This is a genomic window from Mycobacterium sp. P7213 (assembly GCF_900604305.1).
Classification (GTDB): Bacteria; Actinomycetota; Actinomycetes; order Mycobacteriales; family Mycobacteriaceae; genus Mycobacterium.
In genome coordinates this window covers 115,077-136,033 of sequence record NZ_UWOA01000002.1, presented here as the reverse complement: position 1 = coordinate 136,033, position 20,957 = coordinate 115,077, and the positions used below count along the sequence as shown (strand labels likewise).

Annotated in this window: 21 protein-coding genes and 1 pseudogene; 16 read left to right on the top strand and 6 right to left on the bottom strand. The window is 68.5% G+C overall.

All coding sequences use genetic code 11. The features are described 5' to 3' along the window. Positions 1-171: 171 nt before the first annotated feature. The 5 genes from EJK91_RS01820 (at position 172) to EJK91_RS01800 (ending at position 3,650) form a co-directional block, all read left to right on the top strand. A complete protein-coding gene (locus tag EJK91_RS01820; RefSeq protein WP_024440505.1) occupies positions 172-567 on the top strand; it encodes a hypothetical protein in 396 nt (131 codons plus the stop codon). A 94-nt stretch (positions 568-661) separates the two neighbouring features. Further along, a complete protein-coding gene (locus EJK91_RS01815) occupies positions 662-1,099 on the top strand; it encodes an SRPBCC family protein (RefSeq protein ID WP_024440504.1) in 438 nt (145 codons plus the stop codon). 35 nt (positions 1,100-1,134) lie between these two features. Next, complete coding sequence (locus tag EJK91_RS01810) at positions 1,135-2,394, top strand: ArsA family ATPase (RefSeq protein ID WP_036457032.1); 1,260 nt, start codon at positions 1,135-1,137, stop codon at positions 2,392-2,394. Continuing rightward, entirely contained in the window at positions 2,391-2,804 is a 414-nt protein-coding gene (locus EJK91_RS01805) for a hypothetical protein (protein WP_024440502.1), read from the top strand. Before EJK91_RS01810 ends, EJK91_RS01805 begins: the two co-directional genes overlap by 4 nt. A 111-nt stretch (positions 2,805-2,915) precedes the next feature. Beyond that, the gene (locus tag EJK91_RS01800) at positions 2,916-3,650 is read left to right on the top strand and encodes a lysophospholipid acyltransferase family protein (protein ID WP_024440501.1); all 735 of its coding nucleotides are present in this window, start codon (positions 2,916-2,918) and stop codon (positions 3,648-3,650) included. Here the strand turns inward: EJK91_RS01800 and EJK91_RS01795 are convergent. Continuing rightward, complete coding sequence (locus EJK91_RS01795) at positions 3,611-4,906, bottom strand: glycosyltransferase 87 family protein (RefSeq protein WP_046302075.1); 1,296 nt, start codon at positions 4,904-4,906, stop codon at positions 3,611-3,613. The genes EJK91_RS01800 and EJK91_RS01795 overlap by 40 nt on opposite strands. Positions 4,907-4,999: 93 nt before the next feature. Between EJK91_RS01795 and EJK91_RS01790 the strand changes: the two are divergent. The 3 genes and pseudogenes from EJK91_RS01790 to EJK91_RS01780 all read left to right on the top strand — a co-directional run. Beyond that, positions 5,000-5,833, top strand: a pseudogene (locus EJK91_RS01790) (hypothetical protein); the annotation flags it as partial. A gap of 188 nt (positions 5,834-6,021) precedes the next feature. Continuing rightward, complete coding sequence (locus EJK91_RS01785; protein ID WP_024440498.1) at positions 6,022-6,510, top strand: polyadenylate-specific 3'-exoribonuclease AS; 489 nt, start codon at positions 6,022-6,024, stop codon at positions 6,508-6,510. Positions 6,511-6,544: 34 nt separating this feature from the next. Further along, the gene (locus EJK91_RS01780; protein WP_024440497.1) at positions 6,545-7,930 is read left to right on the top strand and encodes a class II 3-deoxy-7-phosphoheptulonate synthase; all 1,386 of its coding nucleotides are present in this window, start codon (positions 6,545-6,547) and stop codon (positions 7,928-7,930) included. A gap of 28 nt (positions 7,931-7,958) precedes the next feature. On the opposite strand, the gene EJK91_RS01775 is transcribed toward EJK91_RS01780, so the two are convergent. Beyond that, positions 7,959-9,176 (bottom strand): protein kinase domain-containing protein, encoded by a 1,218-nt coding sequence (locus EJK91_RS01775; RefSeq protein WP_241178602.1) that lies wholly within the window; start codon positions 9,174-9,176, stop codon positions 7,959-7,961. Positions 9,177-9,228: 52 nt separating this feature from the next. Between EJK91_RS01775 and EJK91_RS01770 the strand changes: the two genes are divergently transcribed. After that, entirely contained in the window at positions 9,229-9,633 is a 405-nt protein-coding gene (locus EJK91_RS01770; protein WP_024440495.1) for an Rv2175c family DNA-binding protein, read from the top strand. Positions 9,634-9,637: 4 nt separating this feature from the next. On the opposite strand, the gene EJK91_RS01765 is transcribed toward EJK91_RS01770, so the two are convergent. Both EJK91_RS01765 and idsA2 read right to left on the bottom strand, forming a co-directional pair. After that, positions 9,638-11,218 (bottom strand): alpha-(1->6)-mannopyranosyltransferase A, encoded by a 1,581-nt coding sequence (locus tag EJK91_RS01765; RefSeq protein WP_125078100.1) that lies wholly within the window; start codon positions 11,216-11,218, stop codon positions 9,638-9,640. A 15-nt stretch (positions 11,219-11,233) separates the two neighbouring features. Next, entirely contained in the window at positions 11,234-12,283 is a 1,050-nt protein-coding gene (gene idsA2 / locus EJK91_RS01760) for a bifunctional (2E,6E)-farnesyl/geranyl diphosphate synthase (protein WP_036457098.1), read from the bottom strand. Positions 12,284-12,506: 223 nt separating this feature from the next. Here idsA2 and EJK91_RS01755 point away from each other — a divergent pair, with 223 nt between their 5' ends. Beyond that, positions 12,507-13,400, top strand: coding sequence for a mycobacterial-type methylenetetrahydrofolate reductase (locus EJK91_RS01755; RefSeq protein ID WP_024440492.1), 894 nt, complete (start codon positions 12,507-12,509; stop codon positions 13,398-13,400). Positions 13,401-13,403: 3 nt separating this feature from the next. Here EJK91_RS01755 and EJK91_RS01750 read toward each other — a convergent pair whose 3' ends face one another. Continuing rightward, positions 13,404-14,057: an LppM family (lipo)protein gene (locus EJK91_RS01750; protein ID WP_036457030.1), complete on the bottom strand. Its 654-nt coding sequence runs from the start codon at positions 14,055-14,057 to the stop codon at positions 13,404-13,406. Between the two features lie 145 nt (positions 14,058-14,202). Further along, positions 14,203-14,820: a GNAT family N-acetyltransferase gene (locus EJK91_RS01745; protein WP_164517853.1), complete on the bottom strand. Its 618-nt coding sequence runs from the start codon at positions 14,818-14,820 to the stop codon at positions 14,203-14,205. A gap of 239 nt (positions 14,821-15,059) precedes the next feature. Between EJK91_RS01745 and EJK91_RS01740 the strand changes: the two genes are divergently transcribed. From EJK91_RS01740 to EJK91_RS01715, 6 genes are all read left to right on the top strand, one after another. Further along, entirely contained in the window at positions 15,060-15,464 is a 405-nt protein-coding gene (locus tag EJK91_RS01740; protein ID WP_024440489.1) for a DUF3040 domain-containing protein, read from the top strand. Between the two features lie 325 nt (positions 15,465-15,789). After that, positions 15,790-16,221, top strand: a complete 432-nt coding sequence (mraZ, locus tag EJK91_RS01735; protein ID WP_024440488.1) for a division/cell wall cluster transcriptional repressor MraZ — start codon at positions 15,790-15,792, stop codon at positions 16,219-16,221. Continuing rightward, positions 16,196-17,422, top strand: coding sequence for a 16S rRNA (cytosine(1402)-N(4))-methyltransferase RsmH (gene rsmH / locus EJK91_RS01730; RefSeq protein ID WP_125078098.1), 1,227 nt, complete (start codon positions 16,196-16,198; stop codon positions 17,420-17,422). Before mraZ ends, rsmH begins: the two co-directional genes overlap by 26 nt. Then, positions 17,419-18,471 carry a hypothetical protein gene (locus tag EJK91_RS01725; protein WP_444850786.1) on the top strand — a complete coding sequence of 351 codons (1,053 nt, stop codon included), beginning with the start codon at positions 17,419-17,421 and terminating at the stop codon, positions 18,469-18,471. Before rsmH ends, EJK91_RS01725 begins: the two co-directional genes overlap by 4 nt. Further along, positions 18,468-20,474: a peptidoglycan D,D-transpeptidase FtsI family protein gene (locus EJK91_RS01720; RefSeq protein ID WP_125078097.1), complete on the top strand. Its 2,007-nt coding sequence runs from the start codon at positions 18,468-18,470 to the stop codon at positions 20,472-20,474. The genes EJK91_RS01725 and EJK91_RS01720 overlap by 4 nt, the downstream gene beginning before the upstream one ends. Positions 20,475-20,616: 142 nt before the next feature. Further along, positions 20,617-20,865 carry a hypothetical protein gene (locus EJK91_RS01715; RefSeq protein ID WP_125078096.1) on the top strand — a complete coding sequence of 83 codons (249 nt, stop codon included), beginning with the start codon at positions 20,617-20,619 and terminating at the stop codon, positions 20,863-20,865. The last annotated feature ends 92 nt before the right edge of the window (positions 20,866-20,957 follow it).

Genomic DNA, 20,957 nt, shown 5'->3' with positions numbered 1-20,957 from the left:
CGGGGTGTCGATCCAATCAGCCTAGTCGGCGACTGATGATGACCGTGACGGTGTTCACGTTGCGGTACGCCCACCGGGAAAGATAGTGGCCGGCGCGGCGAACCGGTTGTCGGCCCGCGGGAGAGATAGCGGGGGAAGGTTGCGCAAGCGTGTTCGATACGCTTGCGGGCCATGAACAGTATCCAGGTCGCCGACGAGACATTCGTTGCTGCGTCCGGCGAGCAGGTCGGGGCGGCTGTCGCCGATCGTTCGAGTTGGCAGCGATGGTGGCCCGACCTGCAGCTGCAGGTGGTCGAGGATCGTGCCGACAAGGGCATGCGGTGGACGGTGGGCGGGCCGCTGACCGGCACCATGGAGGTCTGGCTGGAGCCGATGCTCGACGGTGTGCTGCTGCACTACTTCCTGCACGCCGAACCCACCGGTGTGACCGGCCGGCAGCTGGCCCGGCTGAACCTGGCGAAGCTCAACCACCGTCGCCGGGTGGCCGGCAAACGGATGGCCTTCGAGATCAAGGACCGCCTCGAGCGTTCCCGGCCGGTCGGGGTCTCTCCGCTCGCTGTCAGTTGACCCGGCGCTACAGCACAGCGGCTCCGAAAAAGGACAGGTACCGTCTCTGCCGAGAGCGGTGTGGCAGGCGCTAGCGAGTTAGGGAAGTAAGTACGTGGCTGATAAAACGGCTCAGACGATCTACATCGCGGCGGATCCGGACACGGTGATGAAGGTGATCGCCGACATCGGCGCCTACCCCGACTGGGTCTCGGAGTACACCGAGGCCGAAGTGCTCGAGACCGATGCCGACGGCTACCCGAAGGTGGCGCGGTTGGTACTCGACGCGGCTGTGCTCAAGGACACCATGGTGCTGGACTACGACTGGTCGCCAGACCGTCGCTCGGTGCGTTGGTCGTTGCAGTCGAGTTCGCTACTGAAGGCGCTCAACGGCGAATATCGATTGACGCCCAAGGGATCTGGAACCGAGGTTCTTTACGAGTTGTCGGTGGATCTGATGATTCCGATGATCGGCCTGCTCAAGCGCAAGGCGGAGCGGCGGCTGACCGACACCGCGCTGAAGGACCTGAAGAAGCGAGCAGAGGCTGAGTGAAGCCGCCTGAGGCAGGAACGCCGACAGCGCTTCCCGTGCCTGCGATCAGTCTGTTCGTCGGCAAGGGCGGCGTAGGCAAGTCCACGTGTGCGGCGGCGACCGCGGTCTCGTTGGCATGCGCTGGTGACCGGGTGTTGCTGATCTCCACCGACCAGGCCCATTCGGTGGGCGACGTGCTCGGACTGCCGGTGCCCCCCGGTGACGGCCGGGACCCCATCACGGTGGACGTCGATGACGCCGGAATGGGGGGTGGCTGCCTGGACGTGTTGGCGTTGGACACGCTGGCCCTGCTCGAGCGGCAGTGGGCCGGCGTGGTCGAGGTCCTGGCCGCGCGGTTCCCCGAGTCTGACCTGGGTAGCGTTGCGCCCGAAGAGCTTTCGGCGCTTCCCGGTGTGCAGGAAGTGCTGGGTCTGCACGAGGTGGGCGAACTGGCAGACACCGGGCATTGGGACCGGGTCATCGTCGACTGTGCGTCCACCGCCGATGCGATGCGGATGCTGACGCTGCCGGCGACGGTGGCGCTCTACGCCGAGCGGTCCTGGCCGCGGCACCGTCGGCTCAGTGGAACCGAGGATCCCCGGTCGACCGCATTGGTCGATCTGATCGAGCGAATCAGCAGCGCCGCCGAGCAGCTTGCCGAGCGGCTGACCGATGAGACGACGGTCGCTGCGCACCTGGTGCTGACCGCCGAGCGCGTGGTGGCCGCCGAAGCCGTCCGGACTTTGGGGGCGCTGTCGCTGACCGGCGTCCGGGTGGCAGAGCTGATCGTCAATCAGATTTTGTTGCAGGATGATTCGTACGTCTACACCAATCTGCCGGCGCACCCGGCGTTCGACTGGTACGCCGAACGGATCAGGGAACAGAGCGGTGTCCTCGACGAGGTCGACCGCGCCATCGGTGATGTGGCGATGGTGTTGGTCCCGCATCTGGCGGGGGAGCCGATCGGTCCTAAAGCGCTGGGCGATCTACTCGCGAACAGCCGCCGCCGCGACGGATCGGCGCCACCCGGTCCGGTGCGGCCAGTGGTCGACCGGGAGTCCGGTTCCGGCTTGGGGGCGGTGTATCGACTGCGGCTAGAGTTACCCCAGGTCGATTCCGGTGCGCTGAGCCTGGGGCGATCCGGAGATGATCTGATCATCGGTGCAGGTGGCACCCGACGTCGGGTTCGGTTGGCGTCGGTGCTGCGGCGGTGCACGGTCGTGGACGCAACGCTGCGTGGCAGCGAACTGACGGTGCGCTTCCGGCCGGATCCGGCCGTGTGGCCGGTGACTGGCGATGAGGAGGTGCGACGTTGAACGCTGGCGCGCACCCCGATCTGGGCGAGCTCGGACCCGAACTGCGCAAGCTGGCCCAGGCGATCCTGGATCGACTTGACCCGGCGGTGCGCGCCGCGGCGCTGTTGGCGGCCTCCTCGGGTGACGGCCCGGGCAAATGCCAACAGGTGTGGTGCCCGGTGTGTGCGCTGGCTGCGCTGGTCACCGGGGAAGAACATCCGCTGCTCACCATCGTCGCCGAGCACAGCGTCGCGCTGTATGAGGTGATCCGCGCGGTGGTGGGCGAGCCCGACGGAGCTGGTGGGGCGCCACGTCCGCCGGACCCCGGCTCGCCCGGCGGAGGCGGTGGCGGCGACCAGCCGCCGGCCCGGCCCAACTATGAGCCGATTCCGGTCACCATTGAAACCGACACCAGAAACGCCGAAAGCTGAGGAATTCCGCGGAATTCGCGATGTGACGAATCACCGTGTGGTCCTAGCCACCCGCGGTCGGTAAAGTTGGCGCGAACACGGCCGCCTTAGTCGGGGCAGGAGGGAGGGGCCATGTGGTACTGGCTGGCCAAGTACGTCTTCTTGGGGCCTCTGCTTGCTCTGATCGGGCGGCCGAAAGTCGAGGGTCTGGAGAACATCCCCGACGACGGTGCGGCCATCCTGGCCAGCAATCACCTCGCCGTCATGGACAGCTTCTACCTGCCCTTGGTGGTGCGCCGGCGGATCACCTTTTTGGCCAAATCGGAGTACTTCACCGGCACGGGACTCAAGGGCTGGCTCACCCGCTCCTTCTACACCGCCGTCGGTCAGGTTCCCATCGACCGCAACGACTCTGACGCCGCGCAGGCCGCGCTGAACACCGCTCAGCGGATCCTGTCGCAGGGCAAGTTGCTCGGTATCTACCCCGAGGGCACCCGCTCACCCGACGGCCGGCTGTACAAGGGCAAGACCGGACTGGCGCGGCTCGCGCTGCACACCGGCGTCCCGGTGATCCCGGTCGTCATGGTCGGCACCAACGTGGTCAACCCGCCGGGCACCAAGATGCTGCGCTTCGGCAGGGTTACCGTCCGCTTCGGTGAGCCGATGGATTTCTCCCGCTTCGACGGGATGGCCGACAACCGTTTCATCGAACGCGCCGTCACCGACGAGGTGATCTACGAATTGATGCGGCTGTCCGGCCAGGAATACGTCGACATCTACGCGGCAAGCGTCAAAAACGGTGCCGCACAACAGGACGGGGCAACGGGTCAGCCGGTCGCCCGGTTTCCGGAGACCGCGGCGGGCTGATCCGGACTCGTCCGGGGGACGGGCCGCAGCGTGGCGCCGGCCGTGATGATCACGGCCAATGCCCACCACACGTAGGACGTCCCGGCCAGTTGGCGCCACCACGCCGCGCCGGCTTCGTGGTGTTCGGGCAGTAACTCGATCGGACTGCGCATCATCAGCGCCACCCCCGCTACACCGAGCATGCCGAGCACGACCGCCCGATGCCGGTAGGCCACCACCGCCGTGACCACCACGGCGGGCAGCATCCACACCCAGTGGTGTGACCACGACACCGGCGACACCACCAACCCGAACAGTGCCACGCACACCAGCGCCAGGATCGGCTCACCGGCCCGGAGCACCCGGCGGCCCGCCCACCACATCGCCGCCAGCACCGCCAGGCACCCCGCCAGCCACAGCACCGAGCGCAGCTGGTCGTTCAGCGGCAGCCGGGCCAGCGCGCCGGCCAGGTTCTGGTTGGTGTTCAGGCTCGCCCCGCCGATGCGGTCGGTATCGCTGACGGTGTGCGTCCAGTACTGCCAGGAGTCACTCCAGGCCATCACGAAGCCCACCAGTGTCGCCGCCAGGAACGACGCCACGGTGGTCACCGCGGCACGCCTGTCCCGACGTAACAGGAAGTAGAGCAGGAACACCGCCGGGGTCAGCTTCAGCGCCACCGCCACACCCAGCAGTGCGCCGCGCGGCCAATAGGTGCGCCGCGGTACACAGTCGGCGATCACCAACGTCATCAGCACCGCATTGACCTGACCGAAGTCGAAGTTCGCCCAGATCGGTTCGGCATCCAGCCAGATCGACGCCGCCACGATCGCCGTCGCCACCACGCCGCGGTGCCACCAGGCCGGCCCGCAGTCGGGGTGCGCGTCGAAGCGGACCCCCAGACCGGTGAGCACGATGGTGATCGACACCACCAGCAGCAGCGTCGAGAGGACGATCAGCGCGGCGGTCGCGGTGCCCAGCGACACCCAGGTGAGCGGAGCGAACAGCACCGCGGCGATCGGGGGATAGGTGAACGGCAGAACCGTCCCGTCGATCTGGGTTTGGAACCAGTCCTGGCCGTAGAGCGGCCGGCCTTCACGCCAGGCCTGTGCCGCCATCCGGTAGACGTCGACGTCGATGTGGTACGGCGTGCTGCCCAGCGCCCGCCACGTCGTGTAGCCCAAGGCTGCAACCGCCAGCAGCGTGAAGATCCACCAAACGGCCCAACCGCTGATGCCCCCGTGCCGACGGCCCGGGTCGGGCGGCCGCGATGTAGTCATGTCGCAGCACAGCCTATCGGGTAGCGACGTTAAACCGAGCCATCCCTGTGGCGATCCCGGCGTGGTGTGCCGCGAGGGCGTACGTTGCATTAGGTGCTGGAATGGTTGCGCGAGGACATCGTCGGCCGTGGCAGGCTGCCGTTGCTCGGCTGTTTGCTGGCCTTCCTGGTGACCTTTCTGGTAACCCGCACCGTGGTGCGCTACATCCGCAGCCAGGCCGCAAATCCTGACCCGCCGCGGTGGTGGCAGCCCCGCAATCTGCACTTCGGCTCCAAGCACATTCACCACGTCGTCTTCGGAGTCTTGTTGGTGATGGTCGCCGGAGTGACTCTGGTGGCCGCCGGGCCGAACGCGCACGAGCCGGCGTTCAGCCTGGCGGCGATAGCGTTCGGGATCGGGGCGGCGCTGGTGCTCGACGAGTACGCGCTGATCCTGCACCTGTCCGACGTGTACTGGGAGGAGGACGGGCGCGCTTCGGTCGATGCCGTGTTCGCCGCCGCCGCGGTCGCGGGGTTGTTGGTGCTGGGGTTCCACCCGCTGACGTTTTTGGTGGGGACGTGGCACGATACGTCGTCGCCGTGGATTCGCGCCGGGGTGTTCATCGGCCTGGTGACGGCGTTGCCGTTGGGCGTGATGGTGTTGTTGAAAGGCAAGGTGTGGACCGGGTTGATCGGGATGTTCTTTGTTCCGCTGCTGGTGGTGGGTGCGGTGCGGCTGTCCCGGCCGCACGCGCCCTGGGCGCGGTGGCGCTACCTGCCTGATCGGGCGCGGATGCACCGGGCGCTGGAGCGGGAGCGCCGGCTGCGCCGGCCGGTGATCGCGGCCAAGCTCTGGTTGCAGGATGCGGTCGCGGGCCGGCCGCAGGTGCCCGATGAGCGGGCCGTCGACGCCGAGCTCGATCGTGAGGTGCGGGAGGCCTCCGCCCCGACGGTGCGGTTCATGGCCCCCCGGCAGCAGGTGCCCATCGGCAGGCCGCCGGTCCGGCCGGCGCCCGCCGCGGGTGTTGCCGGTCGCTCGGGGCCCAACCGGGCGGTTTCGGAGGCTTCGGCGCCGACCCGGCCCTTCTCGGCGCCGCTGTCGTCTCCCCGGATACACCGGCCGGGCAGGCCGTGGCAGTGAGGTACTTCTACGACACCGAATTCATCGAGGACGGCCGCACCATCGAGCTGATCTCGATCGGCGTGGTCGCCGAGGACGGGCGCGAATACTATGCGGTCTCGACCGAATTCGACCCGGATCGGGCCGGGTCGTGGGTCCGTACCCATGTCCTGCCCAAGCTGCCGTCGCCGGCTTCCCAGGTGTGGCGCTCGCGTAGCCGTATCCGCGCGGATCTGGAGGAGTTCTTCGGAGTCGAGCGCGGGGATCCGATCGAGTTGTGGGCGTGGGTGGGCGCCTATGACCACGTGGTGCTGTGCCAGTTGTGGGGCACCATGCCCGATCTGCCGGCGCCGATTCCGCGCTTCACCCACGAGCTTCGGCAACTGTGGGAAGACCGGGACCGGCCGCGGCTGCCACCGCGGTCGACGGGCAGTCACGATGCGCTGGTGGACGCCCGCGACCAGTTGCGCCGTTTCCAGGTGATCACCCGGACTGAACTGGCCTGATCAGGCAGGGTCGGCGCCCGGCTACCATGGTCGGGTGAACTGGACCGTTGACGTACCCATCGACCAGCTGCCGGCGCTGCCGCCGCTGCCCGCGGATCTGCGCGAGCGCCTCGACGCCGCGCTGGCCCGGCCGGCCGTCCAGCAGCCGAGCTGGCCCGCTGACCAGGCCAAGGCCATGCGGACCGTGTTGGAGAGCGTTCCGCCGATCACGGTGGCCTCCGAAATCGAGCGGCTCAAGGTACAGCTGGCCCAGGTCGCCCGCGGGGAGGCTTTCCTCCTGCAGGGCGGCGACTGCGCGGAGACTTTCACCGACAACACCGAGCCGCACATCAAGGGCAACATCCGCACTCTGCTGCAGATGGCGGTGGTGCTGACCTACGGCGCCAGCATGCCCGTGGTGAAGATGGCTCGCATCGCCGGTCAGTACGCCAAGCCGCGCTCTGCTGACATCGACTCGCTGGGGCTGAAGTCCTACCGCGGCGACATGGTCAACGGCCTGGCCCCGGATGCCGAATCGCGTGAACACGACCCGTCGCGTTTGGTGCGGGCCTACGCCAACGCCAGTGCGGCGATGAACCTGGTGCGGGCGCTGACGTCGTCGGGGCTGGCGTCGCTGGAGCTGGTGCACGACTGGAACAGGGAATTCGTCCGCACCTCGCCGGCGGGTGCCCGCTACGAGGCGCTGGCCGGTGAGATCGACCGCGGCCTGAAGTTCATGAGCGCGTGTGGGGTCGCCGACCGGGAGTTGCAGACCGCCGAGATCTACGCCAGCCACGAGGCGCTGGTACTCGACTACGAGCGGGCCATGCTGCGGATGGCCGACATCTCGGGCTCCCCGCAGCTCTACGACCTGTCGGCGCACTACGTGTGGATCGGGGAGCGGACCCGCCAGCTCGATCACGCACACATCGCGCTCGCCGAGGTGATCGCCAACCCGATCGGGGTCAAGCTCGGTCCCACCACGACGCCGGACCAGGCAGTTGAATACGTGGAACGCCTTGACCCGCACAATGTTCCGGGGCGTCTGACGCTGATCAGCCGGATGGGCAACAGTAAGGTGCGTGACCTGCTTCCGGGCATCATCGAGAAGGTGCAGGCCACCGGTCATCAGGTGATCTGGCAGTGCGACCCGATGCACGGCAACACCCACGAAGCCTCCACCGGTCACAAGACCCGGCACTTCGACCGGATCGTCGACGAGGTCCAGGGCTTCTTCGAGGTGCATCACGCACTGGGCACCCACCCCGGCGGCATCCACCTGGAGTTCACCGGGGAGGACGTCACCGAGTGTCTCGGTGGCGCCCAAGACATTTCGGATGCGGACCTGGGCGGCCGCTACGAGACCGCGTGCGACCCGCGGCTCAACACCCAGCAGTCGCTGGAGCTGTCCTTCCTGGTCGCGGAGATGCTGCGCGGCTAGCTGGTTCCCGTGCTCGGCGTGGGCGCGGTTACAGCAGCGCGCCGACGTTGTTGCCCAGCGCCCACGCCAACGCGGCGACCAGTGTCGTGGTTGCGAACAACACGGCGAGCCAGATGACCACCATCCGGCGCGCGTGCTGGCGCTCCAACACAAAGCGGCTCAGTTCGACGCCGCCGAACTGCCCTGTCACCAACTCGTATTGGGTGTCGGTGTCCTCCACCCAGTCCGCCGGTCCGCGGGTCATGTGCAGTGTCTGATGTTGCGGTACCTGGTGTTGCGATGTCGGGTGTTGGGGCGGCGCTGGGTGCTCCGCGGCGCGCCGTGCCGGGGCGGCGGCGTTGTGCTGGGCGGAGTTTCGGGGGGCCGGCACCCGGAACGCCGGCAGCGCCAGCCGCTCGGTGATCGCGTCGACCGCCCGCGCCATCTCGAGCGCGTCGGCGTAACGCTCCGCCGGTTCGCGGGCGGTGGCCCGGGCCACCAGGTCGTCGAATTCGCCGGGGACTCCGTCGATAGCCGAACTCGGCGCGGGTACATCGTGGTCCAGACGTTGGTAGGCCACCGTCAACGACGAATCACCGGAGAACGGCGTGTGGCCGGTCAACAGCTCGTAGGTGAGCACGCCGGCCCCGTACACGTCGCTGGCGGGGCCGGCATTACCGTCCCGGACCTGTTCGGGGGACAGGTAGGCCGCGGTGCCCAAAATCACGTTGGTGGAAGTGATTCCGGCCGCGGCGATAGCGCGCACCAACCCGAAGTCGACCACTTTCACGTCGCCGTCATCGGAGATCAGGATGTTCTCCGGTTTGATGTCGCGGTGCACCAGCCCGGCCTGATGCGCGATCCCCAGGGCTCCCAGCACCGGCCGCAACACCGCGGCGACCGCGTGCGGCGGCATCGGGCCACGTTCGTTGAGCAACTCCCGCAGGGTTCCGCCCTCGACGAGTTCCATGACCAGAAACGGCTGCCCGGGATCGTGCGGGGTGCCGAAGCCCTGGTCGTACACCGCCACCAAACCCGGGTCCTTGAGCCGGGCGACCGCGCGGGCCTCGAGCTGGAAGCGGGTCAGGAACTGCTGGTCGCCGGCGTAGCGCAGATCCATCACCTTGACCGCGACCGGGCGGTCCAGGCGCTCGTCCAGACCGCGGTACACCGTGGAGGTACCGCCGGTGGCGATCCGGGCGCCCACCCGGTACCGGCCGTCGAGCAGCGCGCCCTCCAGCGGGTCGCCGCCCCACGCTCCAGTCACCTGGTCATGGTATGTGTGCGGGTGGCCGGTCCGGCGGCTTTAAACTTGTGTCGTGAGCAGCATTCCGGCCTCCGAAGACGTACTTGAGCCCGACGAACCGACCTTTGACCTGCCGACAGTCGCCGAAATGCTCGGGGTACCGGTCACCAAAGTGCACCAGTTCCTGCGTGATAACCACCTGGTCGCGGTGCGGCGGTCCGGCGTGCTGGTGGTCCCGCAGGTGTTTTTCACCGCCGAGGGGGACGTCGTCAAGAGTCTGCCCGGACTACTGGCCGTGCTGCACGACGGTGGCTATCAGCAGACCGACATCGTGCGGTGGCTGTTCACCCCGGATTCGTCGCTGTCGTTGACCCGCGACGGGGCGCGGGAGTCGGTAAACAACGCTCGCCCGATCGATGCGCTGCACGCCCACGAGGCTCGTGAGGTGATGCGCCGGGCGCAGGCCATGGCGTACTGAGGTTTCAGGCAGCGTCGAGGGCGGGCGCCTGTTCGGCCCGCGACAGCCGGTACCAGGCATACACGGCGCATCCGGTCGCGCCGATCACCTGCAGCCAGGTGTACATACCGTGCGAGCCGTCGGGTTTGAAGATCACCATGATCCAGGTCGACGCCGCGGCGATCGCGGCGATCGCGGTCGGTGAGCGGACCACGGTGGCCGCCACCGCCAGTGGCCAGGTGTAGTACCAGGGCAAGGCGGCGGGCACGAACAGCACCACCACCAGCATGGCCCAGGCGATCCCGGCCACCGCAGCGCGATCGTCGCGCCGCGCCCGCCACCACAGCACCGGCAGCACTAGCCCGATCACCACGACCCCGCTGATCCGGGTGACGTGCAGGACGGCATAGAAGTTGACCGGGGCGAACAATCCGCCGACGGCGTGGATCAGATTGGCGGCCGCGGTCGGCACGGTGAGCCAGTTGATGATCTTGACGTTGCCGGCCAGCAGCGCGGTCAACCAGCCCATGCCCACTCCGGCCAGGGCGGACAACACCGCGAACACCGCGACGATGATCGCCGTGGACACCGCTGATGCGGCGAAGAAGGCGACCGCCGTCGGATAACCGCGGGATTTCTGCCGCGGTTCCAGCTTCGGCTCTGCTTCGTCGAGCCTCGCTGAACCGCGGGATTCCTGCAGGCGGCGCATCCAGATCCACACCAGGAACGGCAATGCGATTGCGGCGGTTGCCTTTACCGCCGCCGCCAGCGCCACCAGCGTTATCCCGGCCAGGTGGCGGCGTTCGAGGGTCAGCGCGATCCCGGCGATCACCAGGCCGACCATCAGCATCTCGTTGTGGACCCCGCCCATCAGGTGGATGATCACCAGCGGGTTGAGCACGGCCAGATACAGCGCCGCGGGCGCGCTGCCACCGACGCGGGTGGCCACCCGGGGGGCGGCCCAGATCAGCAGCGCCAGCCCGGGCAGCATGCACAAGCGCAGCAGCATGGTGCCGGCCACCACGTTGTTGCCGACCAGCATCGTGACGAGCTTGGCGACCAGGATGAACGCCGGGCCGTACGGTGCCGTCGTCGCCGCCCAGATCGGGCTGACATCGTCGAGCAGGGGGTTGGGGTTGTCGACCGGCCCCACCAAGTAGGGGTCGAATCCATCCCGCAGCAGGGCGCCCTGGGCCAGATAGGAATAGGTGTCGCGGCTGAACACCGGGACCGACAGCAACAACGGCGCCAGCCAGAAGCCGGTGGTGGCGATCAACGTGTAGGTGCTCACGGTGCCCTCGATCACCCGCCGCCCCAGGCCGAGCCAGGCCACCAGCATCACCGCGACCCCGGCCCACAGCAGCACCGACGACAGCACCAGGCCGTGGCCGAAGCGCAGCCAGGACAGATGCAGCCCGTCCAGCACCGGGTCCTGGATGCGGGTGCTGCCGGCGCCCAAGCCGCCCAGCGTGATCAGCAGGGCGCCCAGGCAGCCGAGCCACGCCGCTCCGGCCTGCTCGCCGGCGGCGAACTGCCGCAGTCGGGATAGGCCGCTGACGGCGTCGCGGGACGCACCGGGGACCGGTGGGGTGGTGGGATTCGACATCGGCGCTCCGGGCGATCAGGCGGACCGGTCGGCGACCCGGCGAGCCAGGTCGGTCAGTCCGGCTTTGGCAACCTCGTCAATGGGTGCGGCCGCCAGCGCGGCCAGGGCGCGGCGGGTCAGCAGATCGATACGGTCCTCCACGGCTGCCAGCGCCCCGACCGCCTCGATCATCTCGCACAGTTCGCGGACCTGCGCCTCGGTCAGCGCGGTGCCGATCGCGCTGCGTAACCGATTGGCCGCCACCGGATCCGACTTGTCGGCCAGCTCAACGGCCTCAGCCAGCAGCACGGTGCGTTTGCCCGAACGCAGGTCGTCGCCGGAAGGCTTGCCGGTCACCGCCGGATCGCCGAACACCCCCAGCACGTCGTCGCGCAGCTGGAACGCCACGCCCAGGTCGGTGCCGAGTTCGTGGAACAGCGCGTGGATGTCGGGCCGGTCGGCCGCGGCGGCCACGCCCAGCTGCAACGGCCGCACCACCGTGTAGGAGGCGGTTTTATAGGTGTTGACGCGCATCGCCGAGGCGATCGAGTCCACCCCGCTGGATTCGGCGACGATGTCGAGGTACTGGCCGCCCAGCACCTCGGTCCGGATGTCCGACCAGACGCCCCGCACGCGCCGCCGGGCGTCGGCCGGCAGATCGGCCCCGGCGACGATGTCGTCAGCCCACACCAGCGCCAGGTCGCCGAGCAGGATGGCGGCCGACATCCCGAACTGGTCGGCCGATCCGCGCCATCCGCGGGCGCGGTGCAGCTCGGCGAACTTGCGGTGGGTGGTGGGGCTGCCGCGTCGGGTGGCTGAGGCGTCGATCACGTCGTCGTGCACCAGCGCGCAGGCGTGCAGCAACTCCAGCGCGGAGAACAGCAGCAGTTCGCCGTCGTCGGCATCACGTCCGGTGATGGCACGCCAGCCCCAGTAGGCGAACGCCGGGCGCAGTCGTTTGCCGCCGATGAGCACGAATTCTTCGAGGCCGGTGATCAACGCCTCGTAGTCGTCGCCGATGTAGGCGGTCTCGGTGCGGCGGGTGCGCAGGTGGGAGCGCAGCGTTTCGGTGACGGCCGCGGCCAGCTCGGCGGCCGACGGTGTAGTCGCTGCGGATGCCTTGAAACTCAGCTCGGCGCCCCTTTCTGTGCTGCCCGGCCGGGGACCCCCAGCGTGGGTCCAGCGTAGAGTGTGCCACCACAGCCGGGGGGACTCAGGCCGGTAGCGGCCGGAGGCGGCCAACGCTGCCCGTTCCTGCCCTGTGGCACTGTTGACTGTCTGTTGACTGTCTTTCATGAGGAGCTGGTACGTGACCTTGAACACCGTCGCACTCGAGCTTGTCCCACCGAACGTGGAAAAGGGCCCCGAGCAGACGATCGAAGAGGCGCACAAGGTTGTGCGGTTTGCGGCCGAGGCCGGCCTCGAGGGGCGGATCCGCCACATCCTGATGCCGGGGATGATCGACGAGGACGATGACCGCCCGATCGAGATGAAGCCCAAGCTCGACGTGCTGGACTTCTGGAACGCGATTCGGCCCGAGCTGCCGGGCATGGCCGGGTTGTGCACTCAGGTCACCTCGTTCTCCGACGAGGCGGCGCTGCGGAGCCGGCTGGGTGACCTGACCGGCGCGGGGATCGAGGGCGTGGTCTTCGTCGGCGTGCCCCGCACCATGGCCGACGGCGAGGGGGCGGGGGTGCCGCCGACCGACGCGCTTGCGACCTTCCGCGCCGACGTGGCCAACCGCGGCGTCATCTTGATTCCCACCCGGGCCGACGAGATCGGCCGGTTCAACTTCAAATGCGAGCGCGGGGCGACGTTCGGGCTGACCCAGCTGCTGTATTCCGACGCGATCGTGCCGTTCCTGACCGAGTTCGCCAAACACAGCGAAGCGCGCCCGGAACTGTTGCTGTCGTTCGGCTTCGTGCCGTCGTTCGAAAACCGGATCGGGCTGATCAACTGGCTGATTCAGGATCCGGGCAACGCGGCGGTGGCCGCCGAACAGGACTTCGTCAAGACGCTCGCCGACAGTGACCCCGACCAGCGGTGCAAGCTGATGCTCGACCTGTACAAGCGGGTGATCGACGGCGTCGCCGACCTGGGCTTCCCGCTGAGCATCCATTTCGAGGCCACCTACGGGGTGTCCGCGGCGGCATTCCGCACCTTTGCGCAGATGCTGGAGTACTGGTCGCCCGAGACCCGCTGATCCTCAGCCGGCGCTGTCGTCGGGGGAGCGCAAGCGCGGCGAGCGGTCCCGCCCGTACCAGGCGATTGCCGCGACCGCGCCCGCCGCGGCAAGCGTGGACAGGGTCAGCCACAGCGCCGCGTGGGCGAAGGAGCGGGTGCTGGGATCGGTGTAGCGGGCTTGGGCGCTCATGGTGCTCACCACGCCTGGCTTGAGCCGCCACTGCACGGTGTCACTGCCGATGCGTTCGCCGTTGGTGGAGGTCACCTCGCCGGGGAACGCGACGCTCAACGCGACGTCGGCCTCCGGGTCGCCCAGCGAGGTGAGATCCACCCGGCCTTCCAGGATCACCAGGTTGCCGGCGCGGCGCAGCGAGAGGTCCACCCCGGCTGCGTCGCGGTGCATTTGGGCCAGCTGCGGCAGTTCGGCGAAGGTCAGGTCGGAGAACACCGCCTGCGAGCCGACGTAGCCGTCCCTGCTGTAGTTGGAGATCGCGACCTTCTGCGGGAACGGCAGGTCGGCGGTGAGCTTGGGGCCGGTGTCGTTGTCGTTGCGCGGCTTGGCCGCAACGACGATCTGGCCGGAGACCTGATCGTTGGGGGAGACGGTGATGTTGGCCCGGATACGCACGCACCCGGCCAACGGCGCCGCGATCAGCAGGAGCGCGACCAGGGCCACCAGGCGACGGTAGGTGCCCCACTGTCGAAACCGGCGCTGAGCGGGCGCGGGAACGGGTTGCCGAGCGGGCTGTAGCGAACGCCGAACATGCACGACGTCATCGTGCCAGACCAGTCGGCGGGTCCGGTGACGACGCGGCGCTTGGCTACAACGGCAGCGCCCGGCCCAAGATGGCGAATGGCCGGGGATCGCCGGCGAAGTGATGACCGCGGATGACGTCGGTGAAGCCCAGCCGCCGGTACAACCGCCAGGCGCGGTTGTTTTCGCCATTGGTCTCCGGTGTGGACAGCAGCACGTTGGCTTCGGGCCGCCCGGCCAGCAGACGGCGCGCCAGGGCCTCACCCAGGCCGCTGCCCTGCGCGCGCGGCGCGACATGCAATTCGGTCAGCTCGAAGTAACTGGCCATCAGCCGCGCGATGTCGGGGTGGGGCAGGCCGCGGCGCTGCAGGCCCAGCACCACCTGCTGCTGCCACCACTGGTCGGGCGCGCCGCAGTAGCCGTAGGCCACACCCAGCAGCTGGGCGCCTTTCGGTCCGCCCGGCGCGGCGTCCAGCTGACGAATCTCACCGACGTCGCCGGCTTGGTTGTCGGCGAAGGCGGCCACCGCCCGCCAGCCACTGCGGCGGGTGTGATCGAGCCACATCGCGGCGCGTTGGCTCTCGGTGCCCGGCGGGTAGCCCATCGCAGTGACGTAGACGCGCAGCGCCGCACCGAGGTGATCGGCCATTTCGCGCGGCGACATGTCGAGGAGGAAGGTCACCAACGTGCAGGTTCCTTTCCCGCAGAAGTGGGAGCGTGCGCGATGCCGGAGTCCCATTATCGGCGATTGCGTCCGGCGGCGTCGGCCGTTGTGGATCGGCATCGCCACGCCGCCGCTACAATCAGCTGGTGAAGCCTGTGGTACGGCGCAGGCCTACCTCGTATTATCAGTGTTAGCTGCCCGCACCAGTCCGTATCGCGCCGTGGGCAGTGACATGAGCGGCCGTCGGCAAGGAGGGACGAATGCCACTCTCCGATCATGAACAGCGCATGCTCGACGAGATCGAGAGCGCGCTGTACGCCGAGGACCCCAAGTTCGCTTCCAGCGTTCGCGGCGGTGCCCTGCGTACCCCGACCACCCGCCGGCGGGTGCAGGGTATGACCTTGTTGGTGGTCGGTCTGGTGATGCTGGTCTCGGGTATCCCGTTCTATGCGACCACCGTCAATTCGGCGTTTCTGATTCTGAGTGTGCTGGGCTTCGTGGTCATGTTCGGTGGGGTGGTGTTCGCCATCACCGGCAACCACGCGGCCGCCGGCCGCGACGGTGCGGCGAAGCCGGGCGGTGGCGCGCAGCGGCGCGTCAAGGGTGGCGGCGGCACGTTCGCCAGCCGCATGGAAGACCGTTTCCGTCGCCGGTTCGAGCCGTAGGCCGATCCAGCGGCACGTGATGTAGAAGGGGCAGCCGATCGGCTGCCCCTTTTTTTCTGCGCGGTCGTGGCGCGGTCATGGCGCGGTGGCCGCGGGGCCGGGTCTCCGGGGAGCACTTCGGGCGCGCGCCCCACCCCGCCCCACTTTCCTTCCATCCGCTCTGACCTGGGTTTTTGACGCCCGATCGGGCTCCATTTGGCATGCCTGGGCGGCAAGATGGCCGATCCGGTGGGGCGTTGCGGTGGATTAGGCCTAGGAAATGGTGCGTAGTGGGGGATTGTGGGGTATCGTGGGCTGACGATGTCGACATGGCGGGAGGTGGCCGATGTTCCTCGGCACCTATACGCCCAAGCTCGACGACAAGGGGCGGCTGACACTGCCCGCCAAGTTTCGTGATGCGCTGGCAGGAGGGCTGATGGTCACCAAGAGTCAGGACCACAGCCTGGCCGTGTATCCCCGCGCGGAGTTCGAGCAGTTGGCCCGCCGGGCGGCCAAGGCTTCGCGCAGCAACCCGGACGCGCGAGCATTTCTGCGCAACCTGGCCGCCGCCACCGACGAACAGCACCCCGACGCCCAAGGCCGGATCACCCTGTCGCCCGACCACCGTCGCTACGCCAACCTGTCCAAGGAATGCGTGGTCATCGGGTCGGTCGACTACCTGGAGATCTGGGACGCACAGGCCTGGAGCGACTACCAGCAGACGCACGAAGAGAACTTCTCCGCGGCCAGCGATGAAGCACTCAGCGACATCATCTGAGGCGCACGCCCGTGCCTCGTGGCCTCTGTCCGAACCGACCCTGACGTACTTCCCCAACGTCAGGTTCGTGCCGTCGGGCAGGGACCTCGAGGTAAGGGCCTGCGGGCGAGTCGCGCGCAGTGTGGCCGGGCGACCGGGCCGGGCGCCGGCCGCACTTCGTGCCCATCACTGGCCGCATCAGGGAGGTGTTGCTGTGGCCGCACAGGGCGAATTCGGGCATGTACCGGTGCTGTTGGAGCGTTGCGTAGAACTGCTGGCTCCGGCATTGACCCGCCGATCGCCTGACGGCCGGGGCGCGACCCTGGTGGACGCCACCCTCGGCGCCGGCGGACATACGGAGCGGTTTCTGAGCCAGTTCCCCGGCCTGCGCGTCATCGGTCTGGACCGCGACACCACCGCACTTGACATCGCCAGTGCCCGGTTGGCCCGCTTCGCCGATCGATTCCAGACAGTGCGCACCCGATACGACGGCATTGCTGAAGCGCTGACCGAATCAGGCTTGGCCGCAACCGGATCGGTAGATGCGGTGTTGTTCGACCTCGGGGTGTCCTCGATGCAGCTCGACCGGGTGGAGCGCGGCTTCTCCTACGCGCAGGACGCGCCGCTGGATATGCGGATGGACCCGCAGGCCGACCTCACCGCCGCCGACATCGTGAACACTTACGACGCGGCGGCGCTGACCGACATTCTGCGGCGCTTCGGGGAGGAGCGTTTCGCCTCGCGGATCGCCTCCTACATCGTGCGCCGGCGGGCCCACACCCCGTTCACCTCGACCGGGGAACTGACAGAGCTGCTCTACGAGGCGATTCCAGCGCCGGCGCGACGCACCGGGGGACACCCGGCCAAACGCACCTTTCAGGCGCTGCGCATCGCGGTCAACGGCGAACTGGACTCACTGCGGGATGCGTTGCCGGCGGCGCTGGATGTGCTGGCGGTGGGTGGACGGGTGGCGGTGATGTCCTACCAGTCGTTGGAGGACCGCATCGTCAAGCAGCAGTTCGCTGCGGCCACCGCGTCGCGCACACCGGTGGGGCTCCCGGTCGAATTACCCGGTGACGAACCGAGATTCATCACGCTGACGCGGGGCGCCGAGAAGGCCGAGGCGGATGAGGTTGAACGTAACCCACGAGCGGGCTCGGTCAGGCTACGTGCGGTTGAGCGGGTCCAGGCCGGCCCGGTCGTGGCATCGAGGGGGAAGTGATGGCGACTAAGCGCAAGCCCGCGGTACGGCAGGGCGACCGTCGCCGTAACCCCGAGAGCGCAACCCGGACCGGCCCGCGGCGGGTCGCTGAGCAGACGCAGGCCCGAGGCCCACGGCGGCAGCGTGGGACCACGCCTACGGCGGGTCGCGAATCACGGCCGGGCACCGGCCCGCAGAAAGCGGCGTCGCTTCGTCCCGACCCCAGGCCGGTGCCGCCGAAGAGCACCAAGCAGGCCAAAGCGCGGGCGAAGGCACGCAAGGCCAAGGCACCCAAGGTTGTACGCGTCCCACTGCGCGAACGTCTGATCGCTCGGCTGGCCTCGATCGACCTGCGACCGCGCACGCTGGCGGCCAAGGTTCCGTTCGTCGTGCTGATCATCGGCGCGCTCGGCATCGGGCTGGGAATCACCCTGTGGCTGTCGACGGACGCCGCCGAGCGGTCCTACCAGCTGGGCAACATCCGGGAGCACAACCGGGTCCTCATGCAGCAGAAGGAAGCGCTCGAGCGCGACGTGCTCACCGCCGAATCCGCACCGGCGCTTGCCGAGGCGGCCCGCGAACTGGGCATGATTCCCAGCCGCGACACCGCGCATCTGGTCCAGGATCCGATCGGCAACTGGGTGGTGGTCGGGACCCCGAAACCCGCCGACGGTGCGCCCCCGCCGCCACTGAACACCAAGCTGCCCGACGATGTCGCACCGCCGGCCGAGGTGCCGGTTCGGGTGCCCCCGGCCGGGCCGAAGCTCGACAGCCGGCACCTGCCGGCCGCAGTCCCGCCGGCTCCGGCGGTGCCCGGCGCGCCGCTGATCATTCCGGGCCTGCCGGGAGTTCCCGGCCTGCCTGCGGCCGGGCCATTGCCAGGGCCTGGCGCACAAGAGATCCCGCACCTGACCACGCCTTCGGTCATCCCGTCTGACGTCCTGCCGCCCGTCGCTGTGCCGCCCGGGCCGGTGCTGGCGCCCGAGTCCGTCCTGCCTCCGCAACCCCCGCAACCCCCGCTGCCGCCGGAAGTACCGGCGACGCCGGTGGCTCCGGGAGCCGCGCGATGAGACGGCCCGCGCGGGGAACCGGACCGGCACGTCGCGCCGWCGGCKCGACCACAGCCGCCTCCCGAAAGACCCGCCGCTCCGTCACCACGCCCGCCAAGCCGGCCAAAGCCGCCAAGCCCGCTAAGGCGGCGAAAGCGTCCACCACAACCGGACATTCGGCCCGCGAGCGTCGCACCCGCCAAGCCACCGAGATGGGCCTGCGCAGCGCTTCGTTCGTCTTCCGGCACCGCACCGGCAACGCGGTCATCTTCCTGGTACTGGCACTGTCGGCGGCTCAGCTGTTCTACCTGCAGGTGCCGCGGGCCTCCGGGCTGCGTGCCGAGGCCGCCGGACAACTCAAGGTCACCGACGTCCAACAGGCGATGCGCGGCGACATCATCGACCGCACCGGGGACAAGCTCGCGTTCACCATCGAAGCCCGGGCGCTGTCCTTCCAGCCGGTCAAGATCGGCAAGCAGCTTGCCGACGCCAAGAAGAAGGATCCGTCCGCCCCCGATCCGCAGCTGCGGCTGCAGCAGATAGCTAAGGAGATCTCTACCCGCCTCGGTAACAAGCCGGACTCCGCAGCCCTGCTGAAGAAGCTGCGCAGCAACGAGACGTTCGTCTATCTCGCCCGTGCCGTCGACCCCGCGGTGGCCGAGATCATCACCGAGAAGTGCCCTGAGGTCGGAAGCGAGCGGCAGGATCTGCGCCAGTACCCGGGCGGCTCGCTGGCGGCCAACATCATCGGCGGCATCGACTGGGACGGCCACGGGCTGTTGGGTCTGGAGGACTCGATGGACGCGGTGCTGGCCGGAACGGACGGGTCGGTCACCTACGACCGCGGTTCGGACGGCGTGGTGATCCCGGGCAGCTACCGCAATCGGCACAAGGCCGTCAACGGGTCGACGATCCAGCTCACCCTCGACGACGACATTCAGTTCTATGTCCAGCAACAGGTGCAGCAGGCCAAGAACGTCACCGGCGCACACGATGTCACGGCCGTGGTGCTGGACGCCAAGAGCGGCGAGGTGCTGGCGATGGCCGGCGACAACACGTTCGACCCGTCCCAGGACATTGGGCGCCAGGAGGACCGCCAGCTCGGCAACCTGGCGGTGTCCTCGCCGTTCGAGCCGGGCTCGGTGAACAAGATCATCACCGCGGCCTCGGTCATCGAATACGGCCTCGGTCATCCCGACGACGTCCTGCAGGTGCCCGGATCGATCAACGTCGCCGACGTCACCGTCAGCGACGCCTGGGAGCACGGCGTCGCGCCCTACACCCTGACCGGAATCTTCGGGAAGTCCTCCAACGTCGGGACCCTGATGCTGGCTCAGCGGGTGGGGCCCGAGCGCTGGTTCGACATGGCGGAGAAGTTCGGGCTCGGACAGCGCACCGGTGTCGCGCTACCCGGTGAGAGCGCCGGTCTGCTGCCGCCGGTGGACCAATGGTCGGGCAGTTCCTTCGCCAACCTGCCTATCGGCCAGGGTCTTTCGATGACACTGCTGCAGATGGCCGGGATGTATCAGGCCATCGCCAACGACGGCGTGCGGATCCCGCCGCGCATCATCAAGGCGACCATTTCCCCCGACGGCGGCCGCGCCGAGGAACCGCGACCGGAGGGGGTCCGGGTGGTCTCGGAGCAGACCGCGGCGACCGTGCGCAACATGCTGCGCTCGGTGGTGCAACGTGATCCGACCGGTGTTCAGCAGGGCACCGGATGGCAGGCCGCTGTGGACGGCTATCAGATCGCCGGAAAGACCGGCACCGCACAGCAGATCAACCCGGCGTGCGGTTGCTACTACGACGACGTCTACTGGATCACCTTCGCCGGGATAGCGCCGGCGGACAATCCGCGTTACGTCATCGGCCTGATGATGAACAACCCGCATCGCGCCGCGGACGGCTCGCCGGGCACCTCGGCGGCACCGCTGTTCCACAACATCGCCGGGTGGTTGTTGCAGCGCCACAACGTGCCACTGTCGCCGGACCCAGGACCGCCGCTGGTCCTGCAGGCGATGTAGGCGCCACCCCCTGCCGCCGAACCGACCACTGGCGTCCGCAAAAAAAGACGTGATTCCGCCGCGTTGGTGGTGATCGTGCGCTTATTGTGCGGACAACGCGGAGACGAAAAGGGGGTTCCTCGCCGCAGAGAAAGGGTCGATCATGGCCCGAAAAACTATCGCTATTCCGGGTGTTCTCGCCGCGGCGGCAGGCGTCGTCGCGCTGGGGCTGCTCGGCACGCCCATCGGCACACCCATCGCAAGTGACCACCACGCCAGCGGCTGTTTCATGACGAAGCAGGGAACCTGCGAGGAAGTGCCGGACCCGACTCAGTACGGATGTCCGCCCGGGGACTTCCAGTGCATGTTCGACAAGAAGCTCAAGCAGCCACCGCCGCCTTCTGACGGCTGAGGCCGTCGAGCCCACGCGCCTGCGCTGTGGACACGGCCCGCCTGGGTAGTCTCAGGGCCGATCCGGACGACCCGGCCGCAGCGGATGGAGGT

What these genes read in the sequence shown, in the direction of transcription:
- EJK91_RS01820 (WP_024440505.1), top strand. Translation starts at nt 172, where the DNA reads ATGAACAGTATCCAGGTCGCCGACGAGACATTCGTTGCTGCGTCCGGC.
- EJK91_RS01800 (WP_024440501.1), top strand. Translation starts at nt 2,916, where the DNA reads ATGTGGTACTGGCTGGCCAAGTACGTCTTCTTGGGGCCTCTGCTTGCT.
- EJK91_RS01795 (WP_046302075.1), bottom strand. Translation starts at nt 4,906, where the DNA reads ATGACTACATCGCGGCCGCCCGACCCGGGCCGTCGGCACGGGGGCATC.
- EJK91_RS01765 (WP_125078100.1), bottom strand. Translation starts at nt 11,218, where the DNA reads ATGTCGAATCCCACCACCCCACCGGTCCCCGGTGCGTCCCGCGACGCC.
- EJK91_RS01740 (WP_024440489.1), top strand. Translation starts at nt 15,060, where the DNA reads ATGCCACTCTCCGATCATGAACAGCGCATGCTCGACGAGATCGAGAGC.
- mraZ (WP_024440488.1), top strand. Translation starts at nt 15,790, where the DNA reads ATGTTCCTCGGCACCTATACGCCCAAGCTCGACGACAAGGGGCGGCTG.
- rsmH (WP_125078098.1), top strand. Translation starts at nt 16,196, where the DNA reads ATGAAGCACTCAGCGACATCATCTGAGGCGCACGCCCGTGCCTCGTGG.
- EJK91_RS01715 (WP_125078096.1), top strand. Translation starts at nt 20,617, where the DNA reads ATGGCCCGAAAAACTATCGCTATTCCGGGTGTTCTCGCCGCGGCGGCA.